This window comes from Cupriavidus taiwanensis LMG 19424 (genome assembly GCF_000069785.1).
Classification (GTDB): domain Bacteria; phylum Pseudomonadota; class Gammaproteobacteria; order Burkholderiales; family Burkholderiaceae; genus Cupriavidus; species Cupriavidus taiwanensis.
Map to the genome: position 1 here is coordinate 1,518,663 of NC_010530.1, position 18,540 is coordinate 1,537,202.

Annotated in this window: 17 protein-coding genes and 2 tRNA genes; 6 read left to right on the top strand and 13 right to left on the bottom strand. The window is 67.7% G+C overall.

The window, feature by feature from the left end; genetic code table 11:
• Positions 1 to 34: 34 nt before the first annotated feature.
• Both RALTA_RS22420 and ribA read right to left on the bottom strand, forming a co-directional pair.
• Positions 35 to 514, bottom strand: a complete 480-nt coding sequence (locus RALTA_RS22420; RefSeq protein WP_041232568.1) for a MarR family winged helix-turn-helix transcriptional regulator — start codon at positions 512 to 514, stop codon at positions 35 to 37.
• Positions 515 to 712: 198 nt separating this feature from the next.
• Complete coding sequence (gene ribA / locus RALTA_RS22425) at positions 713 to 1,309, bottom strand: GTP cyclohydrolase II (RefSeq protein WP_012356229.1); 597 nt, start codon at positions 1,307 to 1,309, stop codon at positions 713 to 715.
• A gap of 262 nt (positions 1,310 to 1,571) precedes the next feature.
• On the opposite strand from ribA, the gene RALTA_RS22430 reads away from it, so the two are divergent.
• Positions 1,572 to 2,102: a hypothetical protein gene (locus RALTA_RS22430; protein ID WP_012356230.1), complete on the top strand. Its 531-nt coding sequence runs from the start codon at positions 1,572 to 1,574 to the stop codon at positions 2,100 to 2,102.
• Here RALTA_RS22430 and RALTA_RS22435 read toward each other — a convergent pair whose 3' ends face one another.
• A complete protein-coding gene (locus RALTA_RS22435) occupies positions 2,103 to 2,573 on the bottom strand; it encodes an Lrp/AsnC family transcriptional regulator (RefSeq protein WP_012356231.1) in 471 nt (156 codons plus the stop codon).
• 152 nt (positions 2,574 to 2,725) lie between these two features.
• Here RALTA_RS22435 and RALTA_RS22440 point away from each other — a divergent pair, with 152 nt between their 5' ends.
• A complete protein-coding gene (locus tag RALTA_RS22440) occupies positions 2,726 to 3,067 on the top strand; it encodes a hypothetical protein (protein WP_025585115.1) in 342 nt (113 codons plus the stop codon).
• A gap of 13 nt (positions 3,068 to 3,080) precedes the next feature.
• On the opposite strand, the gene RALTA_RS22445 is transcribed toward RALTA_RS22440, so the two are convergent.
• Complete coding sequence (locus tag RALTA_RS22445; RefSeq protein ID WP_012356233.1) at positions 3,081 to 4,004, bottom strand: LysR family transcriptional regulator; 924 nt, start codon at positions 4,002 to 4,004, stop codon at positions 3,081 to 3,083.
• Positions 4,005 to 4,134: 130 nt separating this feature from the next.
• Here RALTA_RS22445 and metE point away from each other — a divergent pair, with 130 nt between their 5' ends.
• Positions 4,135 to 6,525, top strand: coding sequence for a 5-methyltetrahydropteroyltriglutamate--homocysteine S-methyltransferase (metE, locus tag RALTA_RS22450; protein ID WP_012356234.1), 2,391 nt, complete (start codon positions 4,135 to 4,137; stop codon positions 6,523 to 6,525).
• Positions 6,526 to 6,621: 96 nt separating this feature from the next.
• Here metE and RALTA_RS22455 read toward each other — a convergent pair whose 3' ends face one another.
• From RALTA_RS22455 to RALTA_RS22480, 6 genes are all read right to left on the bottom strand, one after another.
• The gene (locus RALTA_RS22455; protein WP_041232569.1) at positions 6,622 to 8,037 is read right to left on the bottom strand and encodes a DUF1254 domain-containing protein; all 1,416 of its coding nucleotides are present in this window, start codon (positions 8,035 to 8,037) and stop codon (positions 6,622 to 6,624) included.
• Positions 8,038 to 8,266: 229 nt separating this feature from the next.
• Complete coding sequence (gene pcaD / locus RALTA_RS22460) at positions 8,267 to 9,046, bottom strand: 3-oxoadipate enol-lactonase (RefSeq protein ID WP_012356236.1); 780 nt, start codon at positions 9,044 to 9,046, stop codon at positions 8,267 to 8,269.
• 49 nt (positions 9,047 to 9,095) lie between these two features.
• Positions 9,096 to 9,380: a muconolactone Delta-isomerase gene (gene catC, locus RALTA_RS22465; RefSeq protein WP_041232570.1), complete on the bottom strand. Its 285-nt coding sequence runs from the start codon at positions 9,378 to 9,380 to the stop codon at positions 9,096 to 9,098.
• Positions 9,381 to 9,426: 46 nt separating this feature from the next.
• Entirely contained in the window at positions 9,427 to 9,723 is a 297-nt protein-coding gene (locus RALTA_RS22470; protein ID WP_012356238.1) for a YciI family protein, read from the bottom strand.
• Positions 9,724 to 9,760: 37 nt separating this feature from the next.
• A complete protein-coding gene (locus tag RALTA_RS22475; RefSeq protein ID WP_012356239.1) occupies positions 9,761 to 11,101 on the bottom strand; it encodes a short-chain fatty acid transporter in 1,341 nt (446 codons plus the stop codon).
• 196 nt (positions 11,102 to 11,297) lie between these two features.
• Positions 11,298 to 11,675, bottom strand: a complete 378-nt coding sequence (locus RALTA_RS22480) for a hypothetical protein (RefSeq protein ID WP_012356240.1) — start codon at positions 11,673 to 11,675, stop codon at positions 11,298 to 11,300.
• A gap of 247 nt (positions 11,676 to 11,922) precedes the next feature.
• Between RALTA_RS22480 and RALTA_RS22485 the strand changes: the two genes are divergently transcribed.
• Entirely contained in the window at positions 11,923 to 13,617 is a 1,695-nt protein-coding gene (locus RALTA_RS22485; protein ID WP_012356241.1) for an MBL fold metallo-hydrolase, read from the top strand.
• An 80-nt stretch (positions 13,618 to 13,697) separates the two neighbouring features.
• Positions 13,698 to 13,774 (top strand) — tRNA-Arg (locus RALTA_RS22490).
• Between the two features lie 87 nt (positions 13,775 to 13,861).
• On the opposite strand, the gene RALTA_RS22495 is transcribed toward RALTA_RS22490, so the two are convergent.
• The gene (locus RALTA_RS22495; RefSeq protein WP_012356242.1) at positions 13,862 to 14,785 is read right to left on the bottom strand and encodes a hypothetical protein; all 924 of its coding nucleotides are present in this window, start codon (positions 14,783 to 14,785) and stop codon (positions 13,862 to 13,864) included.
• 250 nt (positions 14,786 to 15,035) lie between these two features.
• On the opposite strand from RALTA_RS22495, the gene RALTA_RS22500 reads away from it, so the two are divergent.
• Entirely contained in the window at positions 15,036 to 16,874 is a 1,839-nt protein-coding gene (locus RALTA_RS22500; protein ID WP_012356243.1) for a GGDEF domain-containing protein, read from the top strand.
• Between the two features lie 191 nt (positions 16,875 to 17,065).
• Here the strand turns inward: RALTA_RS22500 and RALTA_RS22505 are convergent.
• Together RALTA_RS22505 and RALTA_RS22510 are read right to left on the bottom strand one after the other, a co-directional pair.
• A tRNA-Leu gene (locus tag RALTA_RS22505) sits at positions 17,066 to 17,152 on the bottom strand.
• Between the two features lie 96 nt (positions 17,153 to 17,248).
• Positions 17,249 to 18,535 (bottom strand): amidohydrolase family protein, encoded by a 1,287-nt coding sequence (locus tag RALTA_RS22510; protein ID WP_012356244.1) that lies wholly within the window; start codon positions 18,533 to 18,535, stop codon positions 17,249 to 17,251.
• Positions 18,536 to 18,540: the final 5 nt, after the last annotated feature.

Below are 18,540 nucleotides of genomic sequence, written 5' to 3' on the forward strand. Positions count from 1 at the left end.
GCATTATTTTTGGATCGGGGATTGCCGCCTCGCCTCAGTCCACCGATGCCTCCGAACCTTGCTGGTGTGCGATCAGGGCGCTGGTCAGCTTGTCGATGCAGCGATCCAGCGTCTTGACTTCGGCCTCGGTCAGCACCGACAGGAACATCTTCTCCAGCACGTCGCCACGCTGGTAGGTCTGCGCTACCAGTGCTTCGCCGGCCGGCGTCAGGTAAAGGTTCAGCTGCCGGGCATCGGCTTCGCCCACTTCACGACGCAGCAGGCCGCGCCTTGCCAGCGCGGTGACAAGCTTCGACGTCACCGTCTTTTCCAGCAGCACCAGTTCCATCAGCCGCGTCAGCGTCAAACCCGGTTCCAGCCCGGCGAAACGCAGCACACGCAATTCCCGCAGGCCGATGCCGAATTCACGCTCGTAGAAGCCGGAGGCCGAGTTCTTCGTCATTTCGCAGAGCCGGTTCAGGCGGAACGACATGAATTCAAGAATCGAGTGAGTGGAACGGGTGGCGTTGGACATGGCGGAGGGAAGTCGGACGGCAAATGGATTCTATGGGCAATAGTTTCCGTTGGCAACTATATGGCCGGAGCAAGCCACCATGCCAAGGCCGGCGCGGCTCGCCGGTCAGGCCAGCGAGCCGGAGGCGTCCTGCAAATGGAAAGCAGGCGTCATTACATCCCGCGTCGCCCCGGGGAAGTGACGCCTGTCAGCGCTGTTTCAGTCCAGCAGATGCCCCATCCGCGTGCGCTTGGTCGCCAGGTATTTCTCGTTCTCGGCGTTGGCAGGCACGATGTGGCGCAGTTGCTCAGAGACGGTAATGCCGGCCTTCTCGAGCGCGGCGGCCTTCAGCGGGTTGTTGCTCATCAGGCGCACGGACTTGACGCCCCACTGGTGCAGCAGGTCCGCGGCAAAGGCGTAGTTGCGGGCGTCGATGGCCTGGCCCAGGGCGAGGTTGGCGTCGACGGTATCGAGCCCGCCATCTTGCAGGCGATAGGCGCGGATCTTCTCGGCCAGGCCGATGCCGCGCCCTTCGTGTCCACGCAGGTACAGCAGGATGCCGCGGCCCTCCGCGGCGATCTTTTCCATGGCGAGTTCGAGCTGCGGCCCGCAATCGCAGCGGCAAGAGCCGAACACGTCACCGGTCAGGCATTCGGAATGCATGCGGATCAGGACGTTGTCGCCTGCCACATCGCCCACGCTGAGGGCCAGGTGCTCGATGCCTGAATCGGCGCCCTTGAAGGCGTGCGCCGTGAAGTCGCCGAATCGGGTCGGCAGGCGCGCCGAGTCGATCAGCTCAATTTCTGTGTCATTCATACCGGAATTCTTGGTCAAAAGGCGGGGGCGCAGCCCGGCACCGCCGACATTATGAGCGGAATCGGGCGTTCGCGCTGGAATTCCCCGCGGGGCCTGGCGCCGCGCCTGGTCGGCCAAATCCTACAAGCGCAAGCGCAGTCCACTTATGCAGCCGCCCCAAACGGGTCTGTAGACTCGGTTTACAGGACAAGGGCCGTCCCCGGCGGGCAGGATTGCGATGCGCAGCGCCCGCCGCTCGGGTACGGCCGCAGCAGGAGTCGCCATGACAGCCAATCCACTGAATGCCGAGGCAGCGAGCACCAAGATCGCGGCATTGTTCGACACCAAGGTCGCGGCAAGCAATGCGGCCGAACGCGTCTGCTACGAAGCGCACCTGAAGCGGGGGCAAGTGCGGCTGGTACACCCGTACGAAGCCCATTTCGGCCGCAAGCTGGAGCCGGAGAACGACGGCATCGTCCAGACCGCGGTGCGCTCCCATCTGATGATGGCGGCGCTCGGCGCCGTGATCGGGCTCGCCGTGGTCGGTATCCTGCACCGGCAGGAAATCGACGCCGTGATGCACAGCCCGGGTCTGGCAGCTGGCGCGGCGATTTTCCTCGGGGTCGTGTTCGGCATGCTGCTGGCCGGACTGATGACGGCACGGCCGGATCACCAGCTGGTGATCACGCCGGTGCGCGAGGCCGTGCAGCATGGCCGCTGGGCGGTGCTGGTGCACCCGACCACGCCGCAGCAATGCAACGAGGCCCTGCGCGCACTGCGCAATACCACCAGCGAAGTGCTCAGGACTGCCTGATCACGGCTCGACCGAGGTCTCGCGCTTGAGGGTGCGCAGCACGAAGGTCGAGCGGCTGTGGCGCAGGCCGGGCAGCTTGTACAGCTTGTGCCGCAGGAATTCCTCGTAGCCCTGCGTGCCGGCCACCGCCACCTTGATCAGGTAGTCATACTCGCCGGTCAGCAGGTAGGCCTCCATCACCTCCGGCAACTCCGCCAGAGCCTTGCCGAAGCGGTACAGCATGTCGTCGTCGTGCCGCTCCAGCGTGACTTCGATCAGCACGGTATCGGGCAAGCCCAGCGCCTTCTGGTTCAGCAGTGCGGCGTAGCCTTCGATCACCCCACTCTCTTCCAACGCCCGCACGCGGTTCCAGCATGGCGTGGCCGACAGTCCCACCTGCTCCGCCAGCCGCGCATTGGACAGGCGGCCGTCGCGCCGCAATTCGCGCAGGATGCGGCGGTCGGTATCGTCCAGCTTGGGTGACTGTGCCATCGAATACCCTCTCTCAAGAATAGTCTTTCTTACATTCTATCAAAAAAGGTTGATCCTTCTGATATTGACCTACATATGGAGAAAATCAGAAAGCCAATTCTGCGTCCCCGCTGGTAAATTTACCTGCATAGAAAGCCTGCCGGAAACGACACATGCCAGCCACCCTGCCCCTCCCCACCTTGCGCCTCTCGCTGCGCCTTGCCCCGGCCGATCTGTTCGGCGCCATGGAATGGGTGCTGGCCAATGCGCGCCGTACCGGGCTGGCGCCGCAGCAGGTGACCTTCGACGCCGCGCCGCAGGCCGTGATGCATGCCACGCTGACGGCAGACGATGCCAGCCTGCTGTGGCTGTTCCTGCGCCGCCTCGATAACGGCATCGACGTGGAACTGCTGGTTGCCGACGTCGAGGATCCGGACGACGACACGGTGGCGGAGCCGGCGCCGCGCGCCGCCACCTGTCGCGACCGCGCCACGGAGCCGATGCTGACGGCCTGAACCGATGGTGCCGCTACGCTGCCGGCGCCAGCAACTCGATCCCGTCGAGCTGCGCCGCGCAGGTATCGCGCACGATCGCGACAAAATCCGCCACGTAGGGCCGCCGCGCCATCGCGGCCGGCACGGTCGCGTAGAGTTCGCTCCACAGCCCCCGGGCACCGATGCGCTTGGCCAGCACATAGTCGTGGTCGACATAGTTCTTGACGCCCCAGTTGGGCAGCGCCGCCACGCCGCGGCGGCTGGCGACCAGTTGCAGCACGGCCACCGTCAGCTCGGCGGTGCGCCGCTCCAGGTGGATGCCGGCCGGTTCCAGCACCTCGCGGATCAGATCGATGCGTGACTCGGGTACGGGGTAGGTGATCAGCGTTTCGCCGGCGAGGTCGGCGGCTTCGATGCGGCGCTTGTTGCGCAGCCGGTGTTCGTTGGCGATCACCGCCAGGATCTCGAAGCGGAACAGCGGCGCCACCTCCAGCCCGCGCCGCGCGGCCGGCTGCGATCCGATCACCATGTCGGCACGGCCGTTGCGCAGCAGCGCGATCGGATCGGCGTGGAAGCCCGCGACCAGGTCCACTTCCACTTCGGGCCAGCGGCGGCGGAATTCGTCCATCACCGGCATCAGCCAGTCAAAGCAGGTATGGCATTCCAGCACCACGCGCAGCTCGCCGCGGGTGTCCCCCTTGAGCCGTTCGATATCGCGGTCGGCCGCGCTGATCGCGGCCAGCACCTCGCGCGCCAGCGCCAGCAGGCGCTCGCCCGCCGGCGTGAAGCGCAGGCCCTGGCGGGTGCGGTCGAACAGCGGCACGCCGTAGTGTGATTCGATCGCCTTGATCTGGTGCGACAGCGCCGACTGGCTCACATGCACACGCTCGGCCGCCGTGGCCAGCTTGCCGGATTCGGCGATGGCCACCAGCGAACGCAAATGGCGGACCTCGATCATGCAACGCCTCCGCGCCGCAGCGCTTCGCGCTTGATATGAAATTGATTCATATGTTGTTTAAAACTTGTCGCTTGATTCATTTTATGGGCAAACCGACACTGTGCGCCAGACCTCTACCGGAGCAACATCGATGGCACGCACCCATATCCTCGGCTTTCCCCGCATCGGCGAACGCCGTGAACTGAAATTCGCGCAAGAAGCGTTCTGGCGCGGCGAACGCACCGAGGCCGAACTGCGTACGGTGGCCGCGCAATTGCGCCGGCGCCACTGGCAGCTGCAGGCCGAGCGCGGCCTGGACACCGTCGCCACCGGCGACTTTGCCTGGTACGACCAGATGCTGAGCCTGACCGCGCTGCTGGGCGCGCTGCCGCGCCGCTTCGGCTTCGATCCGGCGCAACTGACGCTGGCGCAGTATTTCGAACTGGCCCGCGGCAACCGCGAGCAGCCGGCCATGGAAATGACCAAGTGGTTCGACACCAACTACCACTACCTGGTCCCGGAACTGGACGCCGACACCACCTTCGACGGCGGACCGCAATGGTTCTTCGAGGAAACCGATGAAGCGCTGGCCCTGGGGCTGCGCGCCCGTCCGGCGCTGATCGGCCCCGTCACCTACCTGTGGCTGTCCAAGAGCCATGTGCCGGGCTTCGACCGGCTCTCGCTGCTGCCGCGGCTGCTGCAGGCGTATCGCCGCATCCTGGGCCAGCTCCAGGCACGCGGCATCGAATGGGTGCAGATCGACGAGCCGGCGCTGTGCCTGGACCTGGAGCCGGCCTGGCTCGATGCCTTCGACACCGCCTATGCCGCGCTGCAGGAGGATGGCCCGACGGCGCGCCCGAAGCTGCTGCTGGCGACTTATTTCGACACCGCCGCCGACCATGCGCAGCGCGCCTGCGCGCTGCCGGTCGACGGTTTCCATATCGACCTGGTGCGCGCCCCCGCGCAACTGGCGGCATGGCAGGCCGCGCTGCCGGCGCATGCGGTGCTGTCGCTGGGCGTGATCGACGGCCGCAATATCTGGCGCACCGACCTGCGCCGCGTGCTGGACCTGCTGCGCCCGCTGCACGGCAAGCTGGGCGAACGCCTGTGGCTGGCGCCCTCATGTTCGCTGCTGCATGTACCGGTGTCGCTCGCGCAGGAGTCCCGGCTCGACGCCGAGCTGAAATCCTGGCTCGCCTTCGCCACCGAAAAGCTGGACGAACTGTCGGTGCTGGCCCGCGCGCTGAACCAGGGCGACGGGGCCGTCGCCGACGCCCTGTCCGCCTCGGATGCTGCCCAGGCGTCGCGCCGGGCCTCGCGGCGCGTGGTCAACCCGCGCGTGCAGCAGCGCCTGGCTGGCGTGAATGACGCGATGGCGAACCGCGCCAGCCCCTTCGCCGAGCGCATCGAGCACCAGCGCAAGGCGCTCGCGCTGCCGCTGTTGCCGACCACCACGATCGGCTCGTTCCCGCAGACCGCCGCGATCCGCCAGACCCGGGCGGCGTTCAAGCGCGGCGAGATCGGCGCGCTGGAATACCTGGAGCGCATCCGCGCAGAGATCGCGCTGGCGGTGCGCAAGCAGGAAGCGCTGGGGCTGGACGTGCTGGTGCACGGCGAGGCCGAGCGCAACGACATGGTCGAATACTTCGGCGAACAGCTGTGCGGCTATGGCTTCACCGAGAACGGCTGGGTGCAGAGCTACGGCTCGCGCTGCGTCAAGCCGCCGGTGATCTACGGCGACGTGTACCGCCCCGAACCGATGACGGTCGACACGGCCCGCTACGCGCAGTCGCTGACCGAGCGGCCGATGAAGGGCATGCTGACCGGCCCCATCACCATGCTGCAGTGGTCCTTCGTGCGCGACGACCAGCCGCGCGCCACTACCGCGCGCCAGCTTGCGCTGGCCATTCGCGACGAGGTGTGCGACCTGGAGCAGGCCGGCATCCGCGTGATCCAGATCGACGAACCGGCACTGCGCGAAGGTCTGCCGCTGCGCCGCGCCGACTGGGACGCCTACCTGGACTGGGCCGTGACCGCGTTCCGCCTGTCGGCCAGCGGCGTGCGGGACCAGACCCAGATCCACACCCATATGTGCTATGCCGAATTCAACGACATCCTGCCCGCGATCGCGGCGATGGACGCGGACGTGATCACCATCGAGACCTCGCGCTCGGCGATGGAACTGCTGGAGGGCTTTGGCGATTTCGAGTACCCCAACGAGATCGGGCCGGGCGTCTATGACATCCACTCGCCGCGCGTGCCGTCGGTGCAGGCGATGGAGCGGCTGCTCGAGCGCGCCTGCGAGGTAGTGCCGCCGCAAAGGCTGTGGGTCAATCCGGATTGCGGGCTGAAGACGCGCGGCTGGGAGGAAACCGAAGCGGCACTGGCCAATATGGTCAGCGCGGCCCGCGCCTTGCGCCAGCGCCTGTCGGCGCCGGAAGTGGCAACGTGGAAGCGCGTCACGCGTACCGCCACGACCGGCGCCGCGCCGGTACCGCACGCGGCCGGCGCCTGCACCGCCTGCGCCACGCACGCGCATTGACAAGCCGCCTCAGGCAGCGCACCGCCACGTAAAAAAAAACAGGCCGCATGCCCCGACGGGCATGCGGCCTGTTTTCTTTTTACAGCGCCTTGCGCTTCAGTTGACCGGCATCACCGGCGGCGGCATCCAGGTGCCGTCCAGCAGTGCCTGCTCCGGCCAGTACGCGCGCAGCATCATGTTCAGGCCATCGGGCGGCGCCGGCAGCCAGTTGGCGGCCCTGGCGCCGGCCGGGCGCTCATGCTGGATATAGATGTCCAGCGAGCCGTCGCGGTTGTAGCGCAGGCGGTCGCGGCTGCCGATGGCGTAGCGCTGGATCGGGTTCGGGACGAAGGCCTGGCGCTCGTTGTACAGCGTCAGCGACCAGAACGCGCGCGCCGGGGGCAGCTGTTCCTTGTCGAAGTGCAGCACGTAACGCGTCCCGCCCTGCAGCGGCTTGCCGTTGGCATCGGTGCGGGTGGAGGCGTAGATCGCATCCTCCGGCAGGTTTGCCCCGAGCCCCACCCATGCGGTGACCGCGCGGCGGCCATAACTGGTGCCGTAGGTGCCCAGGTCGCGATGCATGACCCAGCCGTTGCCGGCGTCGGCGTTGCCCTTGCGCGCCGCCTGCTCGATGGCCGCCAGCGCCGCGGTGGCGCCCTCCTGCACGGCCCGCGCGGTGGACGGCTCCATCACCGTGGTCTTGAACGGCACGCCCGGTCGGATGCCCATGCGGCGCATCTTCTCTACCATGGCGCTGTCGGCCGGCGCCGGCGGATTGGCCGGCAGCAGTGCGGCAAAGCGCGTGAAGAACGCCTGCGCGTCCATGGCCGCCACCTGCTCCACCGGGGCGCTGTCCGGATTCAGCGCGGACCGCGGCGCGGCCTTGTCCGGCACGCGGCGGCCGCCGCCCCAGGCCGACAGCGGCGTCAGCCGGTATTGGTCCTGCAGCCGGTGCACCGCCGGAAAGTCCTGCTTGCCGTTGGCCTGCGTGCGGCCGATCAGCCAGACCATCGACGTGGGCGAGCGGATCTCCTGCATGCCCTTCGGCAAGGTGCCGCGCCAGTCCGGGCCGGTGATGGCGAAATTGCCGCGGCGGGTGCCGGTGGTGCGCTTGCCCGGTGCGGCAAACACGTTGGTCCACGCGTCCATCAGCGGCATCAGGTAATAGCGCCCGCGGGTGTCGGGCACGGAGAGGATCACCGGCTCGCCCGACAGGTCCAGCCACGCCGACGAGTACAGCGTATCGGCATTGGGGCTCACCACTTCAGTAAAGGTGGCGTCCGGGAACGTGCGCTTGTGGCTGAAGGTGTTGGCCGGCGTGCGCTGCGTCATCAGCTCGCGCGTCACGTCCATCAGCACCATCGGATAGGCAAAGGTGAAGACCTCGGCTGACAAGGCCTTCATGGCCTGGTCGGACGGCGGCTGCTCGGCAGCGGCCGGGTTGCCGGCATAGTCGGGCCCGGTGGTGGCGCAGCCGGACAGCATGACGGCGAGCGTGACCGCGCCCGCCAATTGGCGAAAGATAGGCTTCATGACCCCGATTCCCAAAGTTCTTGCGTGTTCTCCGGGCATTTCGGCTATGACTGCCGGCATGTCGTCCCGGAGGCGCATCTGTCCGTCGCATCTTGTCCGTGCACTACAGGCCTGTCAATTCCTCGAATGCGGGGATCCGAGACCGGGCGCACCAACGGCATGACACGACGGCGAAGGGGTGCATGATAAGCCACGCCACCGGGCTACGGAAAGGCCCGGCCGCGGCGGATCAGCGGGCCAGGAAATCGAGCACGACCTTGCTGAAGGCCTCTGCCTGCTCCAGGTTGGAGATATGCGCGGCTTCCAGCTCGACGTAGTGCGCGCCGGGGATCGTCTGCGCCAGGTACACGCCGTCGCGCGGGGGCGTGGGCAGGTCGCCCGAACCGGCAATGACGAGCGTGGGCGTGGCGATGCCGCCGATCGCCGCGCGCAGGTCGGCGTCGCGCACCGCCAGGCAGTTGGCGGCATAGCCCGCTGCCGGGCTGGCGCCGAGCATGGCGCGCAGCGACGCCACCAGCTCCGGATGCGCGGCAGCGAATGGCGGAGTGAGCCACCGGTCGACCACCGCCGTAGCGATCGCAGCCATGCCGTCGCGTTCCACCGCCGCGGCGCGGCTGGTCCAGTTCTCGGGCGGGCCGATGTACGCCGCGGTATTGCACAGCACCAGCTTGTGCAGGCGCCGGGCATGGTTCAGCGCCAGCCACATGCCGGTGATGCCGCCCATCGACAGGCCGCAGAAGCTGGCCTGGCCGATGCCAAGATGGTCGAGCAGCCCGATCACGTCGCCGCCCAGTTGCGCCATGCTGTAGGGGCCGGGCGGCACCGATGACTGGCCATGCCCGCGCGTGTCATAGCGCAGCACGCGGAAATGCTGGCTGAAGGCATCCACTTGCGGCGCCCACATGTCCAGGTTGGTGCCGAGGGAATTGGACAGCACCAGCACCGGCAGGTGCTCGGCGCCATCGAGGCGGTAGTGCAGGCGAACGTCGGGAAGATCTGCGAAGGGCATGGTGTCGGTCAGTCGGGAATCACGGGCGGTGTTGCGGAGCGCGGCCGGCTCAGTTCTGCGCGATGGCGGAGCCGTGCTGGGCCAGCGGCGTGACCTTGATTTCCATGTACGGGTACAGCGGCAGCGCGGTCAGCAAGGTGTGCAGTGCATCGTTGTCGCTGACGTCAAAGATGCTGACGTTGGCATACTGGCCCACCACGCGCCACAGGTGGCGCCATTTGCCTTCGCGCTGCAGGCGCTGCGACATCGCCTTTTCATCGGCCTTGAGTTGCTCGACGAACTGCGGGTCGAGCGATGCGGGAATCCTGACGGTCATTTCGGCCATGAACAGCATGGGGTCTCCTGGTGTTGAGGGTGGGATGGGGCCTGCAGCGGCCGCCTCAGAGACGGCAGGTGCCGTCGAGATAAGCCTTGCGCCAGCGCACAATGCGCACCTCGGCGAACAGGCCCGCCGCGGCGAACGGGTCGGCGTCGATAAAACGCTGCGCCGCCTCGCGGCTGTCGACATCGACGATATAGACGCCGCCGCCGGCGTCGGAGCCGTCATCGTTGAGCTTGGCGCCGCAGGCCAGCAGCAGCGCCTTGTTGGCTTCCAGGTAATCCAGGTGGCTGGCGCGGGTGGCCTGGCGCACGTGCTGGTGATCGGGCTTGTCGAGGGTTTCGATCAGGTATGGCATGCGTTTCTCCTGCCAGCCTTGCGGCCGGGCGTCAAAGTCAGGCAATCTGCGCGCCCCACATCAGCATCGCAGCGATATAGATCAGGCCCACCCAGAACATCATGATCACGGTGTAGCCCATCACGTCCTTCAGGTTCAGCTTCGACAGCGCCAGCGCGGGCAGGATCCAGAACGGCTGCACCAGGTCGTTCCAGGCGTTGCCAAGCATCACCGACATCGACGTCTGGCTGACCGAGCTGTTGATGGCCTTTGCCGCATCCACCATGAACGGGCCCTGGATCACCCAGTGCCCGCCGCCGGACGGGGCGAAGAAGTTGATCACGAAGGAACTGACCAGGCCCCAGAACGGCAGCGTCTGCGGCGTGGCGATGTCGACGAACACGCGCGAGATGGTGTCCACCAGCCCCGAGCCGGCCATGATCGCCATGATGCCTGCATAGAACGGGTACTGCAGGATGATGCCCGAAATGGTCTTGATGCCTTCGTTGAGCTTGGCCACGTAGTTGACCGGCGTGCCGAGCAGCAGCACCCCCGCGAACAGGATCAGGAAGTTGATCAGGTTCAGGTCCAGCGAGCCGCCCTGGGTGAAGTAGATGACGGCATAGGCCATGCCGCACAGTCCGATCGCCAGGCTCAGGATGCGGCTGTTGTTCAGGCGCCCGGCCAGCGTGTTGTCGCCGCCGATGCTGTGGGCCGAGGCAGCCTCGGCGCGCGCCGGTTCCTGGTCACGGCGGATCTCGACCACTTCGGCCGGATGGCGCGGATGCAGCCAGGCGTTGAGCAGCGGCAGCGTGACGATGACCGCCAGGCTGGTCAGCAGCATCGGCGTCGAGAAGATGGTCTCGGACAGCGGGATCACGCCCATCGCCTTTTCCATCGGGTGCCCCGGGGTCGAGATCAGCACCGGGATGCTGGCCGACAGCCCCAGCCCGTACAGCGTGAAACCGCTGTATGCCGAAGCGATGATCAGCGGGTAATGCACGCCGCGGACCTTCAGCGCCAGCTTCCTGGCGATGATGCCGCCGATGACCAGCCCGAAGCCCCAGTTCAGGTAGCTGCCGATGCCGCCCACCAGCGTGGCGACGATGATCGCCGTGCGCGGCGTGTGCACGGCGCCGACGATGCGGTCGAGCATGCGGTCGGTCAGCGGCGCGGTGGCCAGCACGTAGCCCATCGCCAGGATCACCGCCATCTGCGTGGTGAAGGCCAGCAGGTTCCAGAAGCCCTTGCCCCAGCTGGCGATCACCGCGGGGGCCGCCTGCCCCTGCACCAGCACCGCCAGCGCCATCGTCAGCAATGTCAGGCCAATGGCAAACACAAAGGGATCCGGCAGGTACCGGCGCATGAGTTCGGTAAAGAACCCGGCGATCTTGTTCATGACTTCCTTGTCTCCAGAATCGGCAAAGTTACGCCATTAGAACTACAGTTCTATATGCGAACTTAAAGCAGGCGCGTGGCTATGCTAAAGGCCGTTCGACCGGTAGGTCAAGGAAATGGGAAGCGGCGATTACCGCTATTTATCGCAATAGTTAGACGACAGCGCGGCCGGTATTTGCGCAGGCGCGACAGCGCGCTCAGTACCGCATCTGGACATCGTCGACCTTGCCGGTGCGCGCGTTGTACAGGCAGACGTAGTGGAAGCCGATCGCCGACGAGCTGTCATCCGGCTCGAACACGCCTTCGCCATTGACCGATGTCTGCGCGTTGGGGCGCTGGTAGTACTGCTCGCGGTCGGCCATCAGCATGACGCTGCCGGGCTGCGGATAGCGGCGCTGGAGGGCTTCGGCCACAGCCGGCTCGCACGCGGCGGAGGCAGCCCGCGACATGGCCTGGGCGTCAACGGTGATGCGGGTGGCGGGCGGCGGCGACGGACGCGTTGCCCGCTGCGGCGGCGTCTCGCAGGCCGCCACCATGCACGCAACCGCCAGGCACAGGTAAGAAGCTCGGATCACGCGGACCTCCTCCGATTGGAACGCCGGTGGCGGCGCTCCGGAAAGTGAAGCGGAGCTGTCAGGTTACTGCCTGTGGCCGGAAAAGCCAAAGCCCGGCCGCCGCCGCCGGTCCGCTTCTTGTCACTGCGGCCGGGGCGCCGGGATTCCCCGGACTTTCGAATCCGCGAACGCGGCTAAACTAGCGCACGCGGCCGCGCCCCGCCCTGCCCCCGGCGCGCCGCGCGTACAAAACCACGATGCCGACACAATGACAACCACAGAGACAAGCGGCAGCCCCGCCACCCCCACGCCGCTGCTGCGCACGGCCGCCAGCCTGCTGGTGGTGCGCGACGCGCCCGCCGGCATGGAAGTGCTGCTGGTGCGCCGCGTCGAACGCGCCAACGACCGCAGCAGCGGCGCTTATGTTTTTCCCGGCGGCACTCTCGATGCGCAAGACCGTCACCTGCATGCGCATGCCCACGGCCTCGACGATGTACTCGCCAGCGAGCGCCTGGGTCTGCCAGCCAGCGGACTGGACTTCTACCTCGCCGCGGTGCGCGAATGCTTCGAAGAGGCCGGCCTGCTGTTCGCCTGCGACCATGAAGGGCGCCTGCGCTCGCCGCACGAGCTGGATGCAGCGCAGCAGGAGCTGCTGCGCCAGGCCGTGCAACGGGGCGGCCCCGGCCTGGCCCACGCCTGCGAGCAACTCGGCCTGCGCCTGGCGGCTGACCGCCTGGCCTATCACAGCTACTGGCTGACGCCGCCCGGCCTGCCCAAGCGGTTCGATACCCGCTTCTTTGTCGCGATCGCACCCGAAGGCCAGCTTGCCGTGCCCGACGGCACCGAGATCGTCGAGCACCGCTGGGTACGGCCCGCCGAGGCCGCCGACCCGGCCAGCGGCCTGCCGATGATGCATGTCACGCGCCGGACGCTGAGCTCGATTGCGCAGTTCGAGACTGCCGCGGCGTGCTTTGCGTATTTCTCGCAGCTGCGCGGCATCGCCTGCATCATGCCGCGGCTCGCCACCGGCGCCGCCGGCGTGCGCCCGGTGATGCCGAACGAGCCCTGCTACGCCGAGATCGGCCGCATCGATCCCGACGGCAAGGTGCACGGGCGCTACGAGCTTGCACCGGGCGTACCGGTGCAGTTGTCGGAACGGGTATGGCGCGTGACGGCCAGCAATGGCAGCGTGATGACCGGCCCGGGCACCAATACCTACCTGGTGGGCGGCGGCGCGCGCAACGAATGGGCCGTGATCGATCCGGGCCCGGACGATGGCGAGCACGTGCGTGCCATCCTGGCGGCAGCGCCCGGCCCGATTCGCTGGATTCTCGCCACGCACACGCACCTGGACCATTCGCCCGCGGCCGTGGCGTTGCAGGCCGCCACCGGCGCCACCGTGCTGGGGCGTGCCGCGCCCGCCGGCCCATGGCAGGACGCCACCTTCGCGCCGCAGCGCGAACTGGCGCACGGCGAGCGCCTGGCCCTGGCTGAACACTGCACGCTGCGGGTCTGCCACACCCCCGGCCATGCCTCCAACCACCTCTGCTACCTGCTGGAAGAAGAAAAGACGCTCTTCACCGGCGACCACGTGATGCAGGGATCGACGGTCGTGATCGGCCCGCCCGATGGCGACATGCGCGCCTATCTCGACTCGCTCGCCGCGTTGCAGGAAGAAGACCTGGACTGGCTGGCACCGGGGCACGGCTTCCTGATCGCCCGGCCGCAGGACGCCATCCGCATCCTGGTGCGCCACCGCCTGCAGCGCGAGGCCAAGGTTGCCGGCGCGCTGCGCGAACTCGGCCCGGCCTCGCTCGAAGAACTGGTGCTGCGCGTCTATGACGATGTACCGTCGCGCATGCATCCGGTGGCGCAGCGCTCGCTGCTGGCGCACCTGCTCAAGCTGCGCGACGAAGGCAAGGCGCAGGAGGCGGAAGGCGCCTGGTCGGAAGCCGCGGGCTGATGCCGGCAGCTCCTGTTGAAGTTTTTTCGGCGAGGGGCTTGCGCATATGAATAATTGCGATACAATAGCGCCTCTCGTGTGCGGCTGTAGCTCAGTTGGATAGAGTACTTGGCTACGAACCAAGGGGTCGTGGGTTCGAATCCTGCCAGCCGCGCCACCTATGCAGAAAGAAAAAGGGCTTCCGGAAACGGAAGCCCTTTTTCCATTGCCGCGCGCCGTTCGCGCGCTGCTGCCCCCACCAACCCTACCACCGATATCGCGCGCCGACCGTGCCGCTCGGGTTGCGTCCCGCCCGGACCTTGAACCACAGCTTCACGCCGGTCTTGGTATTGCCGTGCGCGCCGATGTTGAACGAGAACAGTCCGCGCAGCAGGTCTGCATCGATCTTGGTGCCGTTGATATTGATGACCTGCTTGCGGCTCTCCTGCCACCAGTCAGCCTCGACGAACGGATAGATCCCGGCCAGCCGCGTGGGCTGTGCGCCGTACAGGCGCACGCCGATGCCGGTGGCACTGGCATCGCCCGGCATCGCTTGCGGCGGCACGTTCGGGTCAGCACCCATGCCTGGCTGGTAGGCCAGCTGCAGCCGCGGCTGAATCGTCAGCCCGCCGGCGCGCGGCACCACGGCATCGACCGCCAGCGCCATGGTACGCATGCGGTTGTCGGCAAAGCCGCTGGCGGTGGTGATGTCATCGAGATGCAGCGACAGCCGGCGCGGACGCTCGGGCATGGAGGCGGTTTCGCGATCGACGGCAGCAAGGCCCGGGGCATCATCATCTGGGCCGGCACCCATGGCGCGCGGCGATGCGGAAGACGGCGCGGACGGCGGGCCCAACGCCGCGTATTCGACGACGACCGGCTCCACCGGCTGAACCATCCAGCCACCCGGCCCGGAGCTGTCGGCCAGCGTATCGGAAACCTGTGCCGGTTCGGCGGGCTCCGCCGGCCCCGGCCGCGCCAGGCTTGCCTGCAATGGCAGGTCATCAGCCGAGGCGTCGTGGAGATCCGGCAAGGATTCGTCTGCGTGGGCCAGCGCACACATCAGCATGGCCAGGATGGCGCAGTAATGCAGGTGATGGGGGACGATGCCGGGATGTGCGGCACAGCCGTGCCTTCCGGGGTTCGTCCCCGCCTCCCTCTCTGTCGATGATGACAAGACCACAGTCATGGCAACCACCTTCGGGACGTTATAAGAGCCTGCCCGATGAGCTTGAGCATAGGTCAAATGCCCCGCCAGCGTTAGCCGCGAATGTTCGGCGGCGCGCGCCCGGAGAAGCTGCCGGGCAGCACCGCGTGCCGGTGTCGCTGGCGCAAATTGCGGAAGATTTGGACAGCTGCCGCAGCCTTTTCGTCAATAATGTCGGCAATGACAAAATTTCCACGCATGACCCGGCCGCTGGCTGCCGGGTGGAGACAGCATGGCCCTGAGGCAACGCGCCCGACGGCTTGAGCCCGGTAACGGCAGTGCGATGAACGCCGGCAGCGCCGCCGGCAGCGGGCCGCGACGCAGCCTGCAGCGCAAGCTGGCGGTGGCCACCGCGGTGAGCGGACTCTGCACGGCGGTGCTGGCCGCGCTGGTGATCGCCGGGTCGTACGGCGACTTCGCCGCGGCCCGGCAGAACCTGTACGACATCTCGGCGTACCGCAACGTGCTGGACGCCGCCAACACGCTGTCCGCGGAACGCGGCCCGGCCAACAGCGTGCTGGGTGAGCCACCCTCGCCCGGCAGCGCGGCGCGCGAGCGCCTGCAGGCGTTCCGCGCGCGCAGCGACGCCGCACTGGCGCGGCTGTCCGCGCCGCCATCCGTTCCCGTCGGCCTGCACAGCCACCACTTGCCGCCGCTGATGGTCGAGCGCGTGCGCGAGCGCCTGGCACGGGCGCGGGCCGAGATCGACGAACTCGCCGCGCGCACGCCGCAGCAGCGCGACATGGACGAGATCCGCCATGCCATCGAAAGCATGTTCGAGGCAGTCGACGCACTGCAGCCCGCGATCGCCTGGCAGGTGCGCGAGCTTTCCGTCTGCGATGACGGGCTTGCCGCCCCCGCCCTCACCGGCAAGATGCTGGGCGACCTGCGCGAGTACGCCGGGCGCATGGCATCGCAGATCATGGCGCCGGTGGCGGCGCGCCAGCCGATGCCGGTACAGAGCCTGGTCGACGCGACACGCTCGCGCGGACGGCTGCTCGAGCTGTGGCACCTGGCCGGGCCGGCGTACAACCTGTACGGCGCCACGCCCGCGCTGGAACAGGCGTATGCCGACGCGGGCCACCAGTTCTTCGGCCGCGGCATGGCGATGGTCGACAGCCTGGTCGCGCAGGGGCGGATATCGGGCAACTACTCGATGACGCCCACCGAACTGACCAACCGCTACGTGCCCACGCTGGAGCCGCTGGAGCGGCTGCGCAGCGTGTTCCTGGACGAAGTCGTGGCGCATTTCACCAGCACGCGCGAGCGCGCGCTGCACCGGCTCGCGGCCGCTTGCGGTGCGTCGGCGCTGATCCTGGCCATACTGGGCTACATGCTGGTGTTCGCGCGGCGCGCGGTGTTCCTGCCGCTGCTGCGCGCACGTGCCGAGGTGATTGCGCTGGCCGAGGATCGCGGCTTGGCGAACGATGACGCCACGTCCGCGTCCGCCGCGCGGGCCGGACGCACTGGCCAGGCCGCCGAGATGCGGCGCCTGTTCGATGCCATCGAGATCCTGCGCCGCAAGCTGCGCGAGCGCGCCGCGCTGACCGCGCAACTGGAGCAGCAGGCCCGCACCGACAGCCTGACCGGCCTGCTGAACCGGCGCGCGCTGGAACTGGTGTCGGCCCGGTACGGGGCGCACGAAAGCGCCAGCCTGGTGCTGATCGACGTCGACCGCTTCAAGCAGATCAATGACCGCCATGGGCATCCCGCCGGCGACCAGGTGTTGCGCAACATCGCCACGCAAATGCGCGCGCTGGTGCCGGCAGAAGGCGTGCTGGCCCGCTTCGGCGGCGAGGAGTTTGCGCTATGGCTGCCGCACGGGCGGCCCGGCGAAGCCGCGGCGCTGGCCGAAACGCTGCGCGCGGCCATCGCATCGCGGCCGGTCTACCTGTCCGGCACGACGCAGCTTGCCGTGACCGCCAGCTTCGGCGTGGCCGTCGGCCATGGCGGCGCGGGCAACTGGCAGCGACTGTTCGGCGCGGCCGACGCGGCCATGTACCGGGCCAAGGCGGAGGGCCGCAATTGCGTGCGCGAGGCGCAGGACCTGGAGGGGATGCCGGGACGATGAACCACTGCGGGCAATGTCCGAAGGCTACGGACATTGCCCGCTCGCGCGGCAATACCGTTCAGTTAAGGCATCAAACACTACTGTCATTCCTGCGCAGGCGGGAACGACGGGATTGAATCGCGCGGACGTAGTTGCCATGGAGCATGGCCTGGAACGAAAAAAGGCTCGCTTGCGCGAGCCTTTCCGAATCTTGGTGCCCAGAAGAGGACTCGAACCTCCACAGTGTTGCCACCGCTAGGACCTGAACCTAGTGCGTCTACCAATTCCGCCATCTGGGCTTCGTTTTGCTGCATTGCTGCAGCGCTGCGAAGAACGAAATTATGCCGAGTGCCAACGACACTGTCAACACCCGGCCGCAAAAATCTTTGTGCTCGTTATGCCGCACCGCCGCCGCGCAGGAAATCCGCCTGCGCCGGCCGCCCCGGAAGCGCCAGCGTGGCGGTCGCCGCCGGCATGGTGGCAATGGTCTTGCCGGCGCGCAGCACGCGCAGCCGCGTGGCGCGCAACCGGATCGCCTCGACCGGATCGCGCGCCTGCAGCAGCACCAGGTCGGCGCGGCAACCGGGCGCCAGGCCGTAGCCATCCAGCCCCAGGATGCGCGCCGGCACGGCGGTCACCGCGTCAAAGCAGGCACGCATCGCCTCCTGCCCCGTCATCTGCGCCACGTGCAGGCCCATATGCGCCACTTCCAGCATGTCGCCAGAGCCCAGGCCGTACCACGGGTCCATCACGCAATCGTGGCCGAATGCCACCGGCACGCCGGCCGCCATCAGCTCGGGCACGCGCGTCATGCCGCGGCGCCGCGGGTAGGTATCGTGCCGTCCCTGCAGCGTGATGTTGATCAGCGGATTGGCAATCGCCGCCACGCCCGACTCGCGCATCAGCGGGATCAGCTTGGACACGTAGTAGTTGTCCATCGAATGCATCGAGGTCAGGTGCGATCCCGCCACCCTGCCCTGCAGGCCCAGGCGCACGGTTTCGCTGGCGAGCGTCTCGATATGGCGCGACAGCGGGTCGTCGCTTTCGTCGCAATGCATGTCCACACGCAGGCCGCGCTCCGCCGCCAGCTCGCACAGCAGCCGCACCGACTCTGCCCCCTGCGCCATGGTGCGCTCGAAATGCGGAATGCCGCCTACCACGTCGACCCCCATCTCCAGCGCGCGTTTCAGGCCGGCGAGCGCGCCGGGGGCGCGCAGCACGCCGTCCTGCGGGAACGCCACCAGTTGCAGGTCCAGGTAGGGCCGCACGCGTTCGCGCACGTGCAGCAGCGCCTCCACCGCCAGCAGGCGCGGATCGCACACGTCCACATGCGAGCGGATCGCCAGCAGCCCGCGCGCCACCGCCCAGTCGCAATAGGCCAGCGCCCGCTCGACGATGGCGTCCTGCGTCAGCAACGGCTTCAGCTCGCCCCACAGCGCAATGCCTTCCAGCAGCGTGCCCGACTGGTTCACGCGCGGCAGCCCGTACGACAGCGTCGAGTCCATATGGAAGTGCGCATCGACGAACGGCGGCGTCACCAGCTGGCCGGCGGCATCGATCTCTTCGCCCGCGCGCGCGGCCAGGGCCGGCTCGACTGCGGCGATGCGCCCGTCGGCGATGCCGATATCGATGCCGGTGCGCCCGTCGGGCAGGTTGCAACGCCGCAGGATCAGGTCGAGCATGGGTG